The 18,462-nt window shown below is 66.0% G+C and carries 14 protein-coding genes and 2 pseudogenes; 8 read left to right on the top strand and 8 right to left on the bottom strand.

Annotation, left to right across the window (positions count from 1 at the left end):
- Positions 1–345 precede the first annotated feature (345 nt).
- The 4 genes from PSR88_RS17195 (at position 346) to PSR88_RS17180 (ending at position 8,867) form a co-directional block, all read left to right on the top strand.
- Entirely contained in the window at positions 346–3,630 is a 3,285-nt protein-coding gene (locus PSR88_RS17195) for a protein kinase domain-containing protein (protein ID WP_016881884.1), read from the top strand.
- A gap of 154 nt (positions 3,631–3,784) precedes the next feature.
- The gene (locus tag PSR88_RS17190; protein WP_016881885.1) at positions 3,785–4,093 is read left to right on the top strand and encodes a hypothetical protein; all 309 of its coding nucleotides are present in this window, start codon (positions 3,785–3,787) and stop codon (positions 4,091–4,093) included.
- A gap of 128 nt (positions 4,094–4,221) precedes the next feature.
- Positions 4,222–5,409, top strand: coding sequence for an epoxide hydrolase family protein (locus PSR88_RS17185; protein ID WP_016881886.1), 1,188 nt, complete (start codon positions 4,222–4,224; stop codon positions 5,407–5,409).
- Between the two features lie 218 nt (positions 5,410–5,627).
- Positions 5,628–8,867 (top strand): protein kinase domain-containing protein, encoded by a 3,240-nt coding sequence (locus PSR88_RS17180; protein WP_016881887.1) that lies wholly within the window; start codon positions 5,628–5,630, stop codon positions 8,865–8,867.
- 104 nt (positions 8,868–8,971) lie between these two features.
- Here the strand turns inward: PSR88_RS17180 and PSR88_RS17175 are convergent, their stop codons facing one another.
- From PSR88_RS17175 to PSR88_RS17160, 4 genes are all read right to left on the bottom strand, one after another.
- On the bottom strand, positions 8,972–9,373 hold the full coding sequence (locus PSR88_RS17175) for an arsenate reductase ArsC (RefSeq protein ID WP_016881888.1): 402 nt from the start codon (positions 9,371–9,373) through the stop codon (positions 8,972–8,974).
- Entirely contained in the window at positions 9,370–10,458 is a 1,089-nt protein-coding gene (arsB, locus tag PSR88_RS17170; protein ID WP_016881889.1) for an ACR3 family arsenite efflux transporter, read from the bottom strand. Before arsB ends, PSR88_RS17175 begins: the two co-directional genes overlap by 4 nt.
- Complete coding sequence (locus PSR88_RS17165; RefSeq protein ID WP_016881890.1) at positions 10,455–10,841, bottom strand: ArsR/SmtB family transcription factor; 387 nt, start codon at positions 10,839–10,841, stop codon at positions 10,455–10,457. The genes arsB and PSR88_RS17165 overlap by 4 nt, the downstream gene beginning before the upstream one ends.
- 78 nt (positions 10,842–10,919) lie before the next feature.
- Entirely contained in the window at positions 10,920–11,252 is a 333-nt protein-coding gene (locus PSR88_RS17160; protein ID WP_009476327.1) for a hypothetical protein, read from the bottom strand.
- A gap of 325 nt (positions 11,253–11,577) precedes the next feature.
- On the opposite strand from PSR88_RS17160, the pseudogene PSR88_RS17155 reads away from it, so the two are divergent.
- A pseudogene (locus PSR88_RS17155) lies at positions 11,578–12,856 on the top strand (APC family permease).
- Positions 12,857–12,973: 117 nt separating this feature from the next.
- The gene (locus PSR88_RS17150) at positions 12,974–13,441 is read left to right on the top strand and encodes a SixA phosphatase family protein (protein WP_016881892.1); all 468 of its coding nucleotides are present in this window, start codon (positions 12,974–12,976) and stop codon (positions 13,439–13,441) included.
- A gap of 9 nt (positions 13,442–13,450) precedes the next feature.
- On the opposite strand, the gene PSR88_RS17145 is transcribed toward PSR88_RS17150, so the two are convergent.
- Positions 13,451–14,917: a CYTH and CHAD domain-containing protein gene (locus tag PSR88_RS17145; protein WP_016881893.1), complete on the bottom strand. Its 1,467-nt coding sequence runs from the start codon at positions 14,915–14,917 to the stop codon at positions 13,451–13,453.
- A 222-nt stretch (positions 14,918–15,139) separates the two neighbouring features.
- Between PSR88_RS17145 and PSR88_RS17140 the strand changes: the two genes are divergently transcribed.
- On the top strand, positions 15,140–15,463 hold the full coding sequence (locus tag PSR88_RS17140) for a WhiB family transcriptional regulator (RefSeq protein WP_011596006.1): 324 nt from the start codon (positions 15,140–15,142) through the stop codon (positions 15,461–15,463).
- Entirely contained in the window at positions 15,460–15,852 is a 393-nt protein-coding gene (locus tag PSR88_RS17135) for a barstar family protein (protein ID WP_016881894.1), read from the top strand. The genes PSR88_RS17140 and PSR88_RS17135 overlap by 4 nt, the downstream gene beginning before the upstream one ends.
- Before the next feature lie 9 nt (positions 15,853–15,861).
- Here the strand turns inward: PSR88_RS17135 and PSR88_RS17130 are convergent, their stop codons facing one another.
- From PSR88_RS17130 to PSR88_RS17120, 3 genes and pseudogenes are all read right to left on the bottom strand, one after another.
- Positions 15,862–16,443 (bottom strand): hypothetical protein, encoded by a 582-nt coding sequence (locus PSR88_RS17130; RefSeq protein ID WP_016881895.1) that lies wholly within the window; start codon positions 16,441–16,443, stop codon positions 15,862–15,864.
- Between the two features lie 115 nt (positions 16,444–16,558).
- On the bottom strand, positions 16,559–16,807 hold the full coding sequence (locus tag PSR88_RS17125; RefSeq protein ID WP_009476319.1) for a hypothetical protein: 249 nt from the start codon (positions 16,805–16,807) through the stop codon (positions 16,559–16,561).
- A gap of 157 nt (positions 16,808–16,964) precedes the next feature.
- Positions 16,965–18,454 (bottom strand): annotated as a pseudogene (locus PSR88_RS17120) (aldehyde dehydrogenase).
- Between the last annotated feature and the right edge of the window lie 8 nt (positions 18,455–18,462).

The following is an 18,462-nucleotide window of genomic DNA, read 5'->3' as shown; positions in this document are numbered from 1 at the left end:
TGACCGCACGTGCAGGCGCACGACGAGCCGCCCGCGACCGAGGAAGAGGGGGGCGTCCCCGGCCACGAGCGGCGGACGGCCTCCCAGCCGAGGGGGACCGGTCAGGGGGCCTGGCTGCCCGGGGCCGTCGAGCCCGGGTGCAGCGTGGAATCCGGGTACCCGCCGATGTGCAGGGCTACTCGGTTCTCGGGGGAAAAGTTGGGAATCTCGAGAAAACTCTGCCCGAGTGGGTCGTAAAGTCGGCCATCGGATGGGGGCCGTCGGCGATATCCTTGGGTATCTCCTCGAGAGGCCAGCGGTGGTGCACTTCGACAGTGGCTCGGACCGGAAGAATCGATCCGGTCGATGACCGACGACGATCCCTTCGCGACGCAACGCGACGCGTCGGGTTCGGTCACGGCCGATCTGGCGGCTGCCGGATTCGAGGACGCACAAGAGATCGGCCGCGGCGGTTTCGGCGTCGTATACCGCTGCACCCAGGCGGCCCTCGACCGCACTGTGGCGGTCAAGGTCCTCACCGCCGACGTCGACGAGCAGAACCGGGAGCGTTTCGTCCGCGAGCAGCGCGCCGCGGGCAGGCTGACCGGGCACCCCAATGTCGTCAATGTCCTCCATGTGGGCGTCACCGACAACGGTCGGCCGTACATCGTCATGCCGTACCACGCCCAGGACTCACTCGACACGCGGATCCGCCGCCACGGACCTCTCCCGCTCGACGAAGCGCTGCGACTCGGGGTGAAGATGGCCGGTGCCCTCGAGACTGCCCACCGCCTCGGGATCCTTCACCGCGACGTCAAGCCTGGAAACATCCTGCTCACCGACTACGGCGAGCCGGCACTGTCAGATTTCGGCATCGCCCGTATCGCCGGCGGGTTCGAGACCACCGCCGGCGTCGTGACGGGTTCGCCGGCGTTCACTGCCCCCGAGGTGGTGACCGGCGAACCCCCGAGTGCCGCTGCCGACGTGTACGGCCTCGGCGCCACGTTGTTCGCTGCGATGACCGGTCACGCTGCCTTCGAACGCCGTAGCGGGGAGCAGGTGGTGGCCCAGTTCCTGAGGATTGCCGCCGAGCCCGGTCCGGACCCACGGAAGCACGGCATTCCCGAGGACGTCAGCACGATCATCGAACGTGCCATGTCCGGCACCTCGGAGGGCCGACCCTCCGCCACGGAACTCGGTCAGCAACTCCGAGCATCTCAACGCCTCCATGGTTTTCCCGTCGACGAGATGGCACTGCACGCCGAAGCGGGAGCCGTGCAGCCAAAGGAGGACGTGAGGGTGCCGCCGCCTCACCAACTCGTCTCCCATGCACACGAATTCTTTCGCGAAGTGACAAGTTTCGTCGGACGCCGCAATGAAGTAGCCGCAGTCAAGGCGCGTCTGTCGGATTCCCGGATAGTGACCCTCACCGGATTTGGTGGGGTAGGGAAAACCCGGCTGGCGTGCCGCGTCGCCTCGGAAGTGCGCAGAACCTACACCGGCGGCGTCTGGTTTGTGGATCTCGCCGCGATCTCCACTCCAGACCTTGTCGTCAGCGCGATTGCCGAGGCGCTCGACATTCGAGACGGAATGAATGCGGACGGTAGTCACTACCTGTTCGAATTCCTCGGTGGAAGACATGCACTCATCGTTTTGGACAACTGCGAGCACTTGATCGAGGCGAGCGGAAGCGTCGCCGCCGAGATTGTTCGGCGGTCGGACCGTGTGGAGATCCTGGCAACCAGTCGGGAGCCTCTCGGTGTGCTGGGTGAGACCGTGTTCGAGGTACCCCCCATGCCGGTCCCCGACGAAGCTCAACTCGCCGACGGACAGAACGCCAAGAGCTTTCATTCCGAGGCGGTCGATCTTTTCGAGCAACGCGCTGCCTCCGTCGTCCCCGGATACACCCTCGACGACGTGAGCCGCCTGGAGGTTGCCCGCCTGTGCCAGCGGCTGGACGGCATCCCTCTGGCGATCGAACTCGCAGCGGTCCGGATCAGGTCCCTTCCCCTCGACCGCGTCCTGTCGCGCGAGGGCGCACTCTTCGAAATTCTGACGCGAGGAAACCGTGGCGGACCGGTACGGCATCAAACGCTGCGTGGCGCCATCGATTGGAGCTTCAATCTGTGCTCGCCGGAGGAACAAGCCCTGTGGGCGCGGCTGTCCGTCTTCGCGGGCGGGTTCGATTTCGATGCGGTCGAGAGCGTCTGCACCGATCCGGACATCGTTCCGGACGCGTTTGACCTGATCTCCAGTCTTGTCGAAAAGTCGGTCATTTCCACCGTTCAATCCGGATCCACCGTTCGATACAAACTGTTGGAAAGCATCAAGGACTACGCGGCCGAGAAACTTGCCGAGCACGGCGACGCGAATGCGTGGCGCAGGAATCATCGAGACTACTTCCTGCGTTTGGTCGAACGCAGCGAGAGCCAGTCACTGGGGTCAGGGCAGCTGGTATGGAACCGTCGTATGCGGCACGAGCGGGCGAATCTGCGGGCGGCGCTGGAGTACTGCCTGTCCACCCCCGGGGAGGCCCGAACCGGTCTTCGGATGGCGGGTGCGTTGTGGTTCTTCTGGAACGCGAGTGGCCTGCTGCGCGACGGGCGGTACTGGCTGACCCGGGCCTTGGAGGCCGACCGGGAGCCGAGCAGTGAGAGGGCGAAAGCGCTCTGGGTGATCGCGTGGAACGCCATGGTTCAGGGCGACAACCCGACCTCCAAGCAGTATTTGCTGGAATGCAGCGCAGTCGCGGAAGCGATCGGTGATCGAACCGCCCAGGCGTTTGCAGTTCAGTTCCGGGGTGCGGCGGAGATGCTCGGAAACGGAAATCTCGACGTCGCGCTGGAGTATCTGACTGCCGGCATGGCACTTCACGCAGAGTCAGGGGAAGTCAACTCCCTGACACTGCTGGGCGGCGCTCAGCTCGCTTTAGTGCACTGCCTGTCCGGAAACCTGGAACAATCCCTTGCCTGGGCGGACGACACCATCGCCTCAGGCAAGTCGCTGAAGGAGCACTTCTCGACGTCATGGGCGCTGTGGGCCCGCGGACTTGCCCTGTGGACCCAGCGCAAGTACCCGCAAGCTTCGGACTCGTTGAAAGAAGCGCTCGAACTGAAGCAGTCATTGAGCGACTGGTTGGGCGTGAGTACATGCACCGAGATTCTGGCGTGGATCGCGATCGAGGAAGCAAACCCCGTCCGATCCGCCCGCCTGCTCGGTATCGGGCGCACACTGTGCGGCGAGATGGGGAGCACTCCACTCTTCGGAAACGACACGTTGATCCGTACGCGGACTTCTTACGAACAACGCACCCGTCAGCTGCTGGGTGACTCTGCGTTCGAGAAAGAATCCCGGGCCGGTGAGCGTCTCGAACACCTCGCGTCGATCGAATTCGCGTTGCAAAAGCGCACGTCCAAGCCGGCGCCGGCCACTCCTGCAGCGAAGGTGAAACTCACACCTCGTGAAAAAGAAGTGGGAAAGCTGGTGGCCGAGGGACTGACGAACAAGGAGATCGCGGAAAGGTTGGTTATCTCGCCCCGTACCGCAGAAGGACATGTAGATCGCATCCTCACGAAGACCGGGCATCGATCCCGCGCGCAGCTTGCCGCCTGGATCGCCCGCGAGGAGAGCATCGAGTCCCGAAATCCGTAGTTCGGGCAGTGCCCCCGCTGCGTTGGGTGCGGACCCGGGCTGAACTCATCGAGGGCTTCGCTGGTCCCCGCGGGTACCTGCGTAGGAAATGCGGGTAGTGAAGCACGTAGATCTTCGCCGTCCCACTCGCCGCGCAATTGCGAGTCTTATCGGCATGAACAGCACACACCAACACCACATCAAGACACACACCACCAGCACCTCCTGGAAGCGGTTCGCCACCGTCGGAGTCGCCGCCGCCGCACTCGCCATCATCCCCGCCGGCGTCGCGGCCGCATCCACCAGCACGCCGACGCCCATCCCCCTCGCAGCCGTCGCCAGCCACGACATCCCCCGCGATCACGACAACACCATGCAGCAGCGCCGGCACGACCGTCAACGCCACCAGAGGCAGGACCGCCGCGCCGAAATCACCATCGGCAACGAGATCCTCGACGGCTGGGGCAGCAGCACCCCGAGGTAGACGGTCGCACCGTCGAACGCTCCCCTGAGGGCCGAACCAACGTCACCGCTCCCTGGTCCCGTCAGAAGCGGCGCCAATCCAACGAAAACCCTTCTCGACCAACAACCAACACAGCAAGGAAACCCTTCATGTCTTTCACAACCGACGTCACCATCCGGCCGTTCACAGTCCAGTTCCCCGACTCCGAACTCGAGGCACTGCGTGAGCGCATCGAGACCACCCGCTGGCCCGAAACGGAAACCGTCGCAGATCAGTCGCAGGGCACACCGCTCGCGACGAGCAAGGCACTGGCGCAGTACTGGGCCTCGGAATACGACTGGCGCAAGGTCGAGGCGAAGCTGAATGCTCTGCCGCAGTACATCACTGAGATCGACGGGTTGGACATTCATTTCATTCACGTCCGCTCGAAGCACGAGGATGCGTTGCCGCTCGTCGTCACACATGGGTGGCCCGGTTCGATCGTCGAGCAGCTGAAGATCATCGACCCCCTGACCAATCCCACCGCCCATGGTGGTGACGCGTCGGATGCTTTCCATCTGGTGATTCCGTCGATGCCCGGTTACGGATTTTCGGGCAAGCCCACGACGACCGGCTGGGGCCCCGACCGCATCGCACGTGCCTGGGTAGAGCTGATGAAGCGCCTCGGGTACAACCGGTACGTGGCACAGGGCGGGGACTGGGGTGCGATCGTGACAGAGGCGATGGCGGTGCAGGGGCCGCCGGAACTGCTCGGCATTCACACCAACATGGCCAAGGTGGTTCCACCCGAGATCGACCAGGCGCTCCTCACCGGGCATCCCGTGCCCGCCGATCTGTCCGACGACGAACAGGCTGCGTGCGACCAGCTCGCATTCTTCTATCAGCACATCGGCTACGCCGTGGAGATGGGGTCGCGGCCGGGGACACTGATCGGATTGGCGGATTCGCCCGTCGGTCTGGCCGCGTTCATGATCGACCACGACCCGGCGAGTTTGGCGCTGATCTCGCGGGTCTTCGCGGGACAGCCTGAAGGTCTGACGCGAGACGACATCCTCGACAACATCACCCTGTTCTGGCTGACGAACACGGCGTTGTCGGCGGCTCGTCTCTACTGGGAGAACAATGCCCCGTTCTTCGCCGCGGGTAGCGTCTCCATCCCGGTTGCCGTGAGCGTCTTTCCCGACGAGCTCTATCAGGCACCGCGCAGTTGGGCAGAGAAGGCCTACCCCAACCTCATCCACTTCAACAAGCTCGACAAGGGCGGGCACTTCGCCGCCTGGGAGCAGCCCCAGCATTTGGTAAACGAGCTCCGCGTGGGCTTGCGGTCGCTTCGATAACGACCAGGACGTGTGTGCCAGCGCACGAGCTGAGAGCGACCGGGTGGCTCATTCCGAGCCACTCGGTTCGCCTTCGGTTGTGCAGCCAACCCCGTGTTCACCATTCTCGTCGACTTCGCAGCGGTGCGGCGCGGCGATATCCTGGGGTACATCGTCGAGAGGTGAGCAGTGTGGCATTCGTTTGGCAGTGCCTCGAGCGGGATGAATCGATGTAGTCGATGACGGACGTCGATCCGTTCGCGACGCAACGCGACGTGTCCGGTTCGGTCACGGCGGAGTTGGCGGCGGCCGGATTCGAGGATGCCCAGGAGATCGGCCGCGGCGGTTTCGGCGTCGTGTACCGGTGCACGCAGGCTGCGCTCGACCGCACCGTGGCGGTCAAGGTCCTCACCGCCGACCTCGACGAGGAGAATCGGGCACGGTTCCTGCGTGAGCAGCGTGCGGCCGGCCGGCTGACCGGTCACCCCAATATCGTCAATGTTTTCCACGCCGGTGTCACCGATAACGGTCGGCCCTTCATCGTGATGCCGTACCACGCCGGGGGGTCGCTCGACGAGCGGATCCGGCGCCACGGGCCGCTCCCGCTCGACGAAGCGTTGCGACTCGGGGTGAAGATTGCCGGCACCCTCGAAACTGCCCACCGGCTCGGGATCCTGCATCGCGATGTCAAGCCCGGGAACATCCTGTTCACCGACTACGGCGAGCCTGCGCTGACGGATTTCGGCATCGCTCACATCGCCGGCGGGTTCGAAACCACGGCCGGCGTCGTGACGGGTTCGCCGGCGTTCACCGCCCCCGAGGTCGTGGCCGGGGAGCCTCCGAGTCCCGCCGCCGATGTGTACGGCCTCGGCGCCACCCTGTTCGCGGCGATCACTGGTCATGCGGCGTTCGAACGCCGCAGCGGTGAGCAGGTGGTGGCACAGTTCCTGAGGATCACGTCCGAGCCGGTGCCGAACCCGCGCGAACACGGCATTTCCGAGGGGGTCAGCGCTGTCATCGAACATGCCATGTCCGCAGAGGTAGGCGCTCGCCCCTCCGCAGTGGAACTGGGTCGGCAACTCCGCGAGTCCCAACTGCAGCACGGCTTCCCGGTCGACGAGATGGCAATGCATGCGGAACCGGGGGCAGCGCATGGCGTAGAGCCAGTCCGGCCGTCGTGGTCGCCGGCGGATTCGGGCCGAACGGGTGGACTTCCGCTGGAGCTGACCAGTTTCGTCGACCGCCGCACGGAACTCGCCGAGGCGACGAACTTGCTCTCGACGTCGCGGCTGGTGACGTTGACCGGAATCGGCGGGGTGGGAAAGACCCGGCTTGCTCTGCGTGCAGCCGCCAAAGCGAAACGAAACTTCTCAGACGGTGTGACACTGGTGGAACTGGCTGAGCTGCTGGACGATTCGCTGGTCGCGGGGGTCGTAGCGGCCGCACTGGGATTGCGTGACCAGTCTGCGCGACCTTCACACGAGGTGCTCGTCGAGTTCCTTGCCCCGCGTGAAGTGTTGCTCGTGCTGGACAACTGCGAGCAGGTGGTGGACGCGGCCGCGAAACTCGCCGAAATCCTGCTGCGCACGTGCCCTCGGCTGCGAATTCTCGCGACGAGTCGCGAACCGCTCGGAATCGGTGGGGAAACAGCCCTTCTTATTCCCCCGTTGCCCGTCCCGGATCCCGATCACCTGCCGAAAGGACTGCCCCGCAACGATGCGGTCACCCTCTTCGCGGAACGCGGCGCCGCCGTAGTCCCCGGATTCGAGCTCACCGAGGAGAACAAGGTCACCATCGCCCGAATCTGTCAGCGGCTGGACGGGCTGCCGCTACCGATCGAACTGGCGGCGGCCCGGCTACGCGCGATGACACCCGATCAGATCCTGCAGCGTCTCACCGATCGTTACCTACTCCTCACTCGCGGCAGCAGGGACGCGCCTTCCCGGCAGCAGACGTTGCGGATGTGCATCGACTGGAGTTACGACCTGTGCACACCTGCGGAACAACGGATGTGGGCGCAGCTCTCGGTTTTCGCGGGCAGTTTCGAACTCGAGGCCGCGGAACAGGTCTGCGATGGCGACGACGCAGACGACCTCCTCGACACCGTGACGTTTCTCGTCGACAAGTCGATCCTGACGAGAGAAGAGTCGGGTTCCGCGGTGCGGTTCCGAATGCTCGAGACCGTGCGCGCCTACGGGCGGGAAAAGATGCAGGAGAGGGGCGACTACACCGCGCTTCGCCGTCGACACCGCGACTGGTGTGAGCGGCTGGCGGTCGAGGCGGAAACCGAATGGATCAGTTCCCGGCAGCTCGCGTTGATCGCCAGACTGACTCGGGAACAACCGAATCTCCGTGAGGCGCTGGATTTTTGCATGTCCGACAGTCCCGCAACGGGACTGCGGATCGCTGCCGCACTGTACCCGTTCTGGCTGTCCCGGGGATTGTTCAGCGAGGGTCGGCGATGGCTCGGTCGCCTCCTCGCTCGATCGCCGGCAGAGCCTACCGGCGATCGCGTCAAGGCGCTCTACGCCGGCAGTATGCTGGCCGGAGTGCAGGGCGACATTTCCGTGTCGGACGCGCTGGCGGAGCAAGCGCAGGCGGTTGCCGCTCAGTCGAGCGACCCGCTGGTGCGTGCGCACGCCGACCACGCGGCCGGCTACGCGGCACTGTTCGCCGGGCGCCTTTCCGACGCCCGCGCACATCTCGAGAAGGCTGTCCGAGGGTTCACGGCACGCAACGACCTCTACGAGGTCGCCGCAGTCGTGGGTCTCGGCATGACGCACGACCTCGTGAACGACACGGAACGAGCCGTCGAATGCCATGAGCGCGTCCTCGCGATCACCGAGGCGCAGGGCGAATCGGTGTATCGGTCGTATTCGCTGTGGGCGCTGGCTGTCGCGGTGTGGCGGCTCGGGGAGAGCGCACGGGCGTCGCAGCTCCTCGGGCAGGCTCTCCAGATCGACCGTCGCGTGAACGACCGGCTCAGCGCCAGTGTGTGCCTGCAGGCGCTCGCGTGGCTCGCCGCGGAGGAACACAATATGGAACGAGCGGTCGTATTGATGGGCGCCGCAGACGAGTGCATCCGATCGGTGGGCAGTTCGACGGTGTTGGTGCCCGGCATGAGCGTGTACCAGGACGAGTGCGAACGCCGGACCCGAGAGGCGATGAGTGAGCAGGCCTTCGCCGCGGCCCGCAGAAAGGGTGCGGCGCTCGGCTTCGACGCAGCAGTCGCCTACGCGCTGGGCGAGCAGGTTTCGCCGTCTCCGACGTCCGCCGGTCCGTCGCCCACACCGACGAAGCGGGAGCGTGAGGTTGCCGCCCTCATCGCCGAGGGGCTGACCAACAAGGAGATCGCCGCGCGGCTGGTGATATCGCCCCGCACCGCACAGGGGCACGTGGAACATCTCCTGACGAAGCTGGGATTCAACTCACGCGCACAAATTGCGGCATGGGTAGTGGAATCGCAGGTGGAGGGGTGATCAGGGCGACCGGGCCACGCGGCAGGCGAGCGGCCCCGGTTGCCGTCAAAAGGACGGTACGCAGGAGACCGCGATCTGACCGGCGACTCGTACCGGTTCGCGTCTCAGGCGGGGACGAGTTCGGCGATCAGCGCTTCGACTCGCGCCTTGATCTCGTCGCGGATCGGACGAACCGCGTCGACGCCCTTGCCTGCCGGATCGTCGAGCGCCCAGTCCCGATAGCTGACCCCAGGGAAGACGGGGCAGGCGTCGCCGCAGCCCATCGTGATCACCACGTCGGAGGTTTCGACGGCCCCGGCGGTGAGGATCTTCGGGGATTGGCCGGAGATGTCGATCCCGATCTCGGCCATGGCCTCGACCGCTGCCGGGTTGACGGTCGCGGCCGGCGCGGACCCGGCTGAGCGGACCTCGATCCGATCACCGGCGAGGTGGGCCAGGAACCCGGCGGCCATCTGGGAGCGTCCGGCGTTGTGGACGCAGACGAACAACACACTGGGCCTGGTCATGACAGCGAACCTTCCGTAGCGGACGCGCGGAACCGGGAACGGAGCGCGAGCGACACGTAGACCAGCCCCACGAGGACGGGGACCTCGATCAGCGGTCCGACGACACCGGCCAGCGCCTGGCCCGACGCCGCACCATAGGTGGCGATGGCGACGGCGATGGCGAGTTCGAAGTTGTTGCCCGCGGCGGTGAACGCGAGAGTGGTGGTGCGCTGGTAACCCAGGCCCATGACGGCGCCGAGCGCGTAGCCGCCGCCCCACATGATCGCGAAGTACGCCAGCAGCGGGACCGCGATCCGGACGACGTCCCACGGCTGGGACGTGATCCGGTCACCCTGCAGCGCGAAGAGGATCACGATCGTGAACAGCAATCCGTACAGCGCCCACGGCCCGATCCGGGGAAGGAACGTGCTCTCGTACCAGGTGCGGCCTCTGGCCTTCTCGCCGAAGCGACGGGTGAGGTAGCCGGCGAGCAGCGGGATGCCCAGGAAGATGAGCACCGACTTCGCGATCTGCCACGGTGAGGTGTCGATGGTGGTCTGCTCGAGGCCGAGCCAGCCGGGTAGCACGGACAGGTAGAACCAGCCGAGCACGGCGAACATGATGACCTGGAACACCGAGTTGATCGCGACCAGGACGGCGGCCGCCTCGCGGTCACCGCACGCGAGGTCGTTCCAGATGATGACCATGGCGATGCAGCGGGCCAGGCCGACGATGATCAGACCGGTGCGGTACTCCGGCAGATCCGGCAGGAGCAACCAGGCGAGGGCGAACATCAGTGCCGGACCGAGCACCCAGTTCAGTACCAACGATCCGATGAGCAGTCTGCGGTCGCCGGTGACGGTGTCGAGTCGGTCGTAGCGGACCTTCGCGAGCACCGGGTACATCATGACCAGCAGGCCGAGGGCGATCGGCAACGAGATGCCGTCGATCTCGACGGCGCTCAAGGCGTCCCCGAGTCCGGGGATCATCCGGCCGAGGAGCAGTCCGGCGACCATGGCGACGCCGATCCACACCGGCAGGAACCGGTCCAGGGTGGAAAGCTTCCCGACGACGGCCGGGTGTTCGGTCGTGATTGGCCCGCTCATGCCTGCGCCTCGGCGCACGTCGGGGACGGTACGGCGGTGCCGCTCTCGGTCAGAAGCACAGCAGACAATTGCTGCAGCGCCGACGGGATCACCCAGTAGTACACCCAGGTGCCGCGACGCTCGCAGCCCAGCAGGCCGGCTGCGCGGAGCACCTTCAGGTGATGCGAGATCGTCGGCTGCGACAGGTCGAACGACTCGGAGATATCGCACACGCAGGCTTCGCCGCCGGCGTGGCTGGCGATCAGGCTCAGCAGGCGCAGGCGCACCGGATCGCCGAGGGCCTTGAACATCCGGGCCAGATCCCCGGCCCAGTCCTCGGTCAATGGTTCACGCGCGAGCGGCGAGCAACACGCACCACCGTCCGACAACTTCTGATTCGACATGCGTCGATATTGACAGATGTCGAATCACAGTGCAACGCACCGGACGGCCAGGGTGCGGATCAGGCCGAGCGCCGCGTACTACTCGGCACGTCCGGACGGGAAGTGCACCGACCCGTCATTCCCGATGCAACCACCCTGGACGGGGCCGCTGCCGAAGAAGACGCCGTTGAGTTGCCCGCTTTGTCCGGGAGCGTTCGATCCGACTCCGGCACCGCCGACGCCGATCGCCCCGCACTGGTAACTGTTGTTGTCGGCGGGGGTGTTGGGGTCGGCGTGGACGTGGAGCTGCGAGCCGGGTGTGTTCGGGTCCCCATGAAATGCCGGTGCCGCCGCTACGACGCCCGAACCGAGCGCAAAAAAGGCGGCGATCGCGGCCGAGGTAATCGCCGTACGCAATGCGAACGTGTTCATCTGATGTCACCTTTGATTCGATTGTCGCCCGGCGTCTCACCGGCCGATGATTCTCGGGTTACACATGATTTCGGATATCCGTTTTCCCGATGAAACAATTATGGTCCGAGCGGTTGGCGGAAATCACCCCTTCGCGCGCTTATCGATGTTTCACGCGCGATGCCCGCACCAGCCCTCGCCACGGCCGACGCAGCCCTGGTCGTGAAACGTGATCCTGTCGCCGCGCCGAAACTGCTTGACCCCGAATGGTTCACGTGTCAGTTCCGGACAACCGCTAGCGTTGGAGTGCCCGACACCCGCACGTCCGAAGGGGAGACTGCCACGAATGGCCGGTGACGAGATTTCGGAAGGCAACGATGCGCACCCGACCGCGACGCCACAGTTGCGCCGGCGGCTGGGGGTGTTCGACTCGGTGATGATCGGCCTCGGGTCGATGATCGGGGCCGGAATCTTCGCCGCGCTGGGGCCTGCCGCGGCCGCCGCCGGAGGCGCCCTGCTCGTCGGGTTGGCCGTGGCCGCGGTGATCGCGTACTGCAATGCGCATTCCTCGGCCCGGCTCGCCGCGCTGTACCCGCAATCCGGTGGCACCTATGTCTACGGCCGTGAAACGCCTGGGACCGTTCTTCGGGTATCTCGCGGGCTGGGGATTCGTGGTCGGCAAGACAGCCTCGTGTGCCGCGATGGCCCTGACCGTCGGCGCCTACGCCTGGCCCGGGCGTGAGCATCTCGTCGCGGTGATCGCCGTCGCCGTCATCACGGCGGTGAACTACCTGGGTGTGCAGAAGTCTGCCCTGGTCACCCGGGTCATCGTGTTCACGGTCCTCGCGGTCCTCGCTGTGGTCGTCGTCGTGTGCCTTACCGGTTCCGATACCGGCTTCGACGGGCTCGAGATCACCTCCGGCCACGGCGCGACCGGGGTTCTGCAGGCCGCCGGTCTCCTGTTCTTCGCGTTCGCCGGGTACGCCCGGATCGCCACGCTCGGCGAGGAGGTGAAGGACCCGGCCCGGACCATCTCCCGGGCGATCCCCATTGCTCTGGCGATCACGCTCGTCGTGTACCTGTGCGTCGCGATCGCCGTCCTGACGGCGCTCGGCGCCGACGCACTCGCTGCCGCGACGGATCCGCTCGCGCAGGCCGTTGCCGCTGCGGGGTTCGGGGGCCTCGAGCCGGTGGTCCGGGTGGCCGCGGTGATCGCCGCGCTCGGCTCGCTGCTCGCCCTGATCCTCGGGGTGTCACGGACCACGTTCGCGATGGCACGGGACGGCCACCTGCCACGTCTGCTCGACGCCGTCCACCCCCGGTTCGCGGTGCCCTACCGGGCCGAGTTGGCCGTCGGTGCGGTGGTGGCGCTCCTCGCCGCGACAGCGGATCTGCGCGGCGTCATCGGGTTCTCCTCGTTCGCGGTGCTGGTCTACTACCTGATCGCCAACGCATCGGCCTGCACCTTGTCCGCGAAACCGTGGTCGCGGCTGATTGCCGTCGTCGGCGCCGTCGGGTGCCTCGTTCTCGCCGCGTTCCTCCCCCTGGCCTCGGTGATCTCGGGTGTGATCGTCCTCGGGCTGGGGGCTGTGATCTACGGGATCCGCACTTCCCTCCGTACCTGACCGTCGAGGGTGTGTGCCGCTACCCCGCAGAGCATTTCGACCCTTTGTTCGCGGTGGCCAATTGACGTCCCGCGTGGGAGTCTTCAACGACAATCCCTGCGCCGGGAGAAGGTGAGAATGTTAGTCCTGGTCCGGCACTCCCATGCAGGCGAGAAGAAGCTGTGGCACGGCCCCGACGCCGAGCGACCGCTGAGCCCACTCGGGCACGAGCAGGCCCACGGTTTCGTCGCTGCGCTGGGCGGCATCGAGATCGCGAGTCTGTTCTCGAGTCCCACCACCCGCTGTCGCCAGACCCTGTTTCCACTCGCCGAGGCGCGCGGTCTGCCTGTCCACGATCACCCGCTGCTGGCACCGGACGCGTCCCCCGACGAACTGTTTTCCGCGCTCCACGAGCCCGACGCCGACCGGGCAATCTTCTGCACGCACGGGGAGATCCTCAACGCGCTGGCCGAGTTCGCGCGGTCGCGAGGGATACCGGACGTCCCGCCCTCGGGCGCGACCGCGAAAGGGGGCGCGTGGTTCGTCGACTGCGGTGCAGGTCCGTCCCCGACGCTGCGGTACCTCGCTCCGATTCCGGCGGGCTGACCTCGACTTCTAGGCCGACGCGAGCCGGGCGGCGTCCTCCCGGGCCTGCCGCGCCTTCTGCAGTTCCAGGCCGTACAGCAGGCCGAACGTGAAACCGTTCTCGCCGGGTGTCGCGCCGGCGCGGGCACCGAGAGTCCGGAGCGTCTCCGCGGCGACGACGCTGTCCTGGTGCTCGCCGAGGACCGTCTGCATCTTCTTGAACCGTGCCGCCTTCTTCTTCGCCGTCTTCTTTCCCAGAATCGGTGCGGCGAGTTCGGCGGCGTACCGGGCCCGTTTGGCGGCCTTCCGCGCGCGGTGCAGGGCCGCATCGTCGTCGTCGGCAGCTGCGGTGGCGACGCGTGTGAGCGCCTTGCGTTCGGCTTTCCGTACGCACTTGTCGATCACCCGGGGATCGTCGCCGGCCTCGGCGGTCAGCGGTGGAGTGGTGCGCCACTGCGCCAGGGTGGCCAGCAGCGCACGGTAGCGGTCACCGTCGAGCGCTGCCATCACCTCTGTTCTCTGACGGAGTTGCTCGGCGAGCAGATCGTTCTCGATGCGCGCGGCAACCGGCCCCATCACGAGTTCCGGAGGCAGGGCGGCGAGCGCATCCGCGAACCGTGCGCGTTGCACCTGCCGATCCCGCACCTCCCCGAGCAAACCGGCGTACCAGGACAGTTCCGCGTCGAGTTCTGCCCGCGCGACCGGTTCGAACAGGCGCGTGAATACCCGCAACGTGCTGCGGAAACGTCGGATCCCCACGCGGGTGGGGTGGACCGGGTCCAGCCCGCGCCGCAACCACACGTCGCCGGCGACGATCGCCTGAACCTGAGCATCCAGATAGTCGACGAGCGCCGCTTCCACGGTCGTTCGGGTCGTGTCCCCGCCGTCGACGGCGAGGTGCGCGACGGTGAGCACACGGCTGAGCTTCGACGGATACGGGGACGGCTGCGCACCGCGGCGGGTGAGGCGCTTACCGATCTTCCCGAGCAGTTTCTCGTCCCCGGCGTCGCCGAGTTCGACCTCCACCTCCCGCCACTCACTCAGGACAGCGCGATCGCCGGCGACGGCGCCGCGCACCCGGTCGTCCGCCACTTCCGCCAGCAGACGGTCGTCCCGGTCGAGGAGTCGCTGCGTGCGTCTCACGGTTTTCAGCGTCGCCACCGGATGCACAGGTTTACCCCGTGCGACACCCGCAATCATGGTCGCCAAATCGTCAGGAACCGCGTCACTCTCCCCTGGAGGCATCCGAATCTCGGTGCGTGCTTTGTCGGCGGGGACCTTCAACTGCCATCCCACATCGGCGTCCCCGGTCCGGCGGCGGAACGTGATCTTCTGACGGAGCAGATCGCGGTCATCCGTGTCGTAGTAGACGCTGTTCAGATTCACCGTGCCCTGCTCGATCCGTCCACCGGCAGGCAACACGTCCTCGAGATCCGGCAGAACGAACTCGAGCCCCACCTCGTACTTGTCTTCCCGCTCCCGCTGCGTCGACACCATGGATCCAGTCTGCACCCACGACGGCAGGGCCGACCTCCGACGCGCGCTCGGCACGGAGTGCAGTTAATCTGTCAGCGGTGCAATTGTCGATCGCACCTCGTCGCCGGAGCCGAGGCGTTGCGAAAATCTGTCCGCAACCGAACCTTTCACACGATCCATCGGGCCGTGCCCGCATTCCCAGTGCCCTGACTGTGCTCGGTCTTCGAGATGGGATGGCTCCACATGAGCAAACCGAACAGGCGTCACGACCTCGCACACCCCGCAGCAGACCTCGGCTGGATAACGCGGGCTCAGTGTCGAGAAGGAGACCCGGATCAGCTCTTCGTCACAGGCGCCGCGCAACGCAAAGCCGCCGCCCTCTGCAGGCACTGCCCGGTGCTGATGGAATGCGGTGCGTACGCACTCGACAATCGAGTCGAATTCGGCATCTGGGGTGGGATGACGGAACGGCAGCGCCGGGCACTGCTCGCGACGCACCCCGAGGTCCGCTGGTCCGAGCTCTTCACGAACCCTCCACCTGTCGGGTGGGGAATGATCGAACCATGACCGGACAACCCGTGATGTACGTGATCGACGGCGCGCGCATCCACACGCTCGACGACGTCTTCACGGTGGTCGGAGAAGCGGTACGCGGTGAAGGCGGGTACTTCGGCCGCAACCTGGATGCGTTCGCCGACTGCCTCACCGGTGGATACGGCACGCCTGATGACGGTGGTTTCCTCTTCGTATGGGAGAACAGCGACAGATCCCGCGAGGCCCTCGGGTACGAAGAGACTGCGCGTCAGCTCGAGCAGCGTCTCGCGCAGTGCCACCCGACGAACCGGGAGAGGGTGCGTGCCGATCTCGAGCGCGCGCTGAGGGAGGACGGGCCCACGGCCTTCGACTGGGTTGTCGGCATCTTCGAGTTCCGGGATGTGCGGATCGACCTTCGGTAGGCGTAGCTCTCACTCGGCCAGGTAGAGAGCCACCCGGAAGTATCGTGAATCGCGACGGAAGGTCGGTGTGGTGACGCCGTACCGCTCGATGAACTCGTGCTGTTCGACGAACCGAAGGTCACCGGACGTGCCGGGCACCGAGTACTGCCGATTCGGCATGCGCCACGTGCCCGTGTCGGGTACGTCCCACATGTGTACGTTGTCGGGCAACAGTTTCCAGCCCTGGTCGGTGTGCAGTTCGAGGTTCGCGACGACCTCGATGGTCGCGACCACTCCGCTCACGGACAGCACGGGCTGAGGGGAGAACCCCGGGTACCTGTCGACGTAGAAGACTCCTCGGCCGACACCGTTCTTCCGACTCTCGACCTCCTCTGCCAGTGATCGAAGCTCGGCGGGAAGCTGCTGCTCGTCGAGCCACGAGAGGGCGGTGGTCACGGTGTCACCCGGGTGCCAGACGGAGTCTGCGGCGACAGGCTCGTCGTCGACGAAGACCGTGAGCGTCCGGGGTGAGGCATGGTCAGGGGTGCGTCGTGGTCGTTCGTCGAGCATCGTCAGACCCCGCGCAGTAGGCGGACCGATGGGCGACGCCATCGGGTGCGGGGTTACCGTGCAGCAGACGATACGCGCCCTGCCGCATCGGTTCGACCGCCGCTGCCGCACTGAACGCGGCAGCGGCGCCGACGGAGGGCCGTCCGATCGATGCGAATCAGTACGGCAAAGACGAGCAGCTGGGTCGGTCGACGATGGCCTGACCTTCGCAGAGCATGGCCTGCTCGTCGTCGTCGAAACGGTCGCGCCGATCCCGGTCGCGGGCATCGCGGTCCGACTGTGAGGCCACCGCGACATCAGTGCCGGACGAGGCGGGCATGGCGTGCGCGATTCCGGCTGCGCCGGTGAGAGAGAACGCGACCGCGGCGAACATCAGGCCGGCGCGAATGGCAGTGTGGCGAAACATGCGGTGTCCTTGGTGGTGTGTGGTCGAGTATTCCTTGGCCACAACAACACTGCCTTCCGGGCAAGCGGTTCGACAGACACCCTAGGGTGCTCGTTGCCCACCCCTGTGCGCTCACGCGCCCGTGAGTACTTGTTAACCCCCCACGGTTAATAAGTACTCACAGGCGCGTCAGCGCATGACGAAGGGATTGCCGGATGGGGCTCCGGTGTTGATCCAGACGCTCTTGGTGTGCAGGTATTCGTCCAGTGCTCCGATAACCGTTCTCCCGGCCGAGACCGGAGTCTTTGACGCCGCCGAAGGGCGCCATGAAGCTCACTGCCCGGTAGGTGTTGACCCAGACCGTTCCGGATTGGATCGCCTCGGCCATGCGGAAGGCCCGGGCGATGTCACTCGTCCACACTCCGGCACCGAGGCCGAACCGGACGTCGTAGGCGATACGAACCGCGTCGTGCTCGTCGTCGAACGGGATGACCGCGAGTACCGGGCCGAACACTTCTTCCTGTGCGAGGCGGTGGCTGTTGTCGACGCCGGTGAAGATCGTGGGTTCGACGAACCAGCCGTTGCCGCACTCCGGTCGTTGCGCCGCCAAGCCGCCGAGCACTGCCCGGGCTCCGTCCTGCTTGGCGACGTCGAGGTATTCGAGAACCTTCGCGAACTGCGGCCGGGTGGTGATCGGCCCGACCTGCGTGTGCGGATCGAGGGGGTCACCCATCCGCGCGGTGCGAGCGAGGTCGACGACCTTGTCGACGAAGCTGTCGTGAATCGATCGCTGCACCAGGAGCCTGGATCCGGCGATGCAGGTTTGGCCGGTGGCGGCGAAGATTCCCGACACGACCCCGTTGACGGCAGAGTCCAGGTCTGCGTCGTCGAACACGATATTCGGTGACTTGCCGCCGAGTTCGAGACTGACGTGCTTGAAGCTTCGGGCGGCCTGCTCGTTGATCCGGCGCCCGGTGAGGTCGGACCCGGTGAAGCTGACCTTCGTGACCAGTGGATGGTCGACGAGGGGGCTGCCGACCTCGTCGCCGAATCCGGTGACCACGTTGACCACTCCCGGCGGCAGGCCCGCTTCTTCGAGAAGTTTCACCAGTTCGAGGGTGGATACGGAAGTGAACTCGGACGGTTTGATCACCACCGTGCATCCGGCCGCCAGGGCAGGCGCCAGTTTCCACGCCAGGAGCATCAGCGGCGAATTCCACGGGGTGATGACGGCGACGACCCCGATGGGCTCGCGCCTGGTGTAGGCGAAGTAGCCCTTCTTGTCGAGGGGAGCACGGTGCCCTCGATCTTGTCGGCCAGCCCCCCGTAGTAGTAGAACCACTGCGGGACGTAGTCGACCTGCCCACGCATCTCGGAAAGCAGTTTTCCGTTGTCCTGCACTTCGATTCGGGCGAGCCGATCGGCGTCCTCGGCGATGCGGTCACCGATGTCGCGCAATACCCGCCCGCGGTCGGTCGCGGTCGTGCTCGACCACGGGCCTTCGGTGAACGCGCGGTGGGCGGCCCGAACGGCCTCGTCGACATCGTTGTCGTTTCCCCGCGCGATCTCTGCCCACGGCTTACCGGTGTACGGGTTGTCGCTGGTGATCCAGCGATCGTCCCGGGGGTGCCGCTGTGTGCCGTCGATGTGGAGCGGATATCGCTGCATCGCTGCCT

Origin of the sequence: Rhodococcus sp. DK176 (assembly GCF_038447315.2) — a bacterium.
In the GTDB taxonomy this organism is placed as follows: Bacteria; Actinomycetota; Actinomycetes; order Mycobacteriales; family Mycobacteriaceae; genus Rhodococcus_F; species Rhodococcus_F jostii_A.
Note: the sequence above shows the minus strand (reverse complement) of the source record. Positions and strands in the feature narration are given on the sequence as shown.

Bases quoted from the DNA above. Each gene is read 5' to 3' on its own strand.
- PSR88_RS17125 (WP_009476319.1), bottom strand. From the start codon at position 16,807: ATGTTTCGCCACACTGCCATTCGCGCCGGCCTGATGTTCGCCGCGGTC.
- PSR88_RS17140 (WP_011596006.1), top strand. From the start codon at position 15,140: ATGAGCAAACCGAACAGGCGTCACGACCTCGCACACCCCGCAGCAGAC.
- PSR88_RS17160 (WP_009476327.1), bottom strand. From the start codon at position 11,252: ATGAACACGTTCGCATTGCGTACGGCGATTACCTCGGCCGCGATCGCC.
- PSR88_RS17175 (WP_016881888.1), bottom strand. From the start codon at position 9,373: ATGACCAGGCCCAGTGTGTTGTTCGTCTGCGTCCACAACGCCGGACGC.
- PSR88_RS17130 (WP_016881895.1), bottom strand. From the start codon at position 16,443: ATGGCGTCGCCCATCGGTCCGCCTACTGCGCGGGGTCTGACGATGCTC.
- PSR88_RS17165 (WP_016881890.1), bottom strand. From the start codon at position 10,841: ATGTCGAATCAGAAGTTGTCGGACGGTGGTGCGTGTTGCTCGCCGCTC.
- PSR88_RS17135 (WP_016881894.1), top strand. From the start codon at position 15,460: ATGACCGGACAACCCGTGATGTACGTGATCGACGGCGCGCGCATCCAC.
- PSR88_RS17180 (WP_016881887.1), top strand. From the start codon at position 5,628: ATGACGGACGTCGATCCGTTCGCGACGCAACGCGACGTGTCCGGTTCG.
- PSR88_RS17195 (WP_016881884.1), top strand. From the start codon at position 346: ATGACCGACGACGATCCCTTCGCGACGCAACGCGACGCGTCGGGTTCG.
- PSR88_RS17185 (WP_016881886.1), top strand. From the start codon at position 4,222: ATGTCTTTCACAACCGACGTCACCATCCGGCCGTTCACAGTCCAGTTC.
- PSR88_RS17190 (WP_016881885.1), top strand. From the start codon at position 3,785: ATGAACAGCACACACCAACACCACATCAAGACACACACCACCAGCACC.
- PSR88_RS17150 (WP_016881892.1), top strand. From the start codon at position 12,974: ATGTTAGTCCTGGTCCGGCACTCCCATGCAGGCGAGAAGAAGCTGTGG.
- arsB (WP_016881889.1), bottom strand. From the start codon at position 10,458: ATGAGCGGGCCAATCACGACCGAACACCCGGCCGTCGTCGGGAAGCTT.
- PSR88_RS17145 (WP_016881893.1), bottom strand. From the start codon at position 14,917: ATGGTGTCGACGCAGCGGGAGCGGGAAGACAAGTACGAGGTGGGGCTC.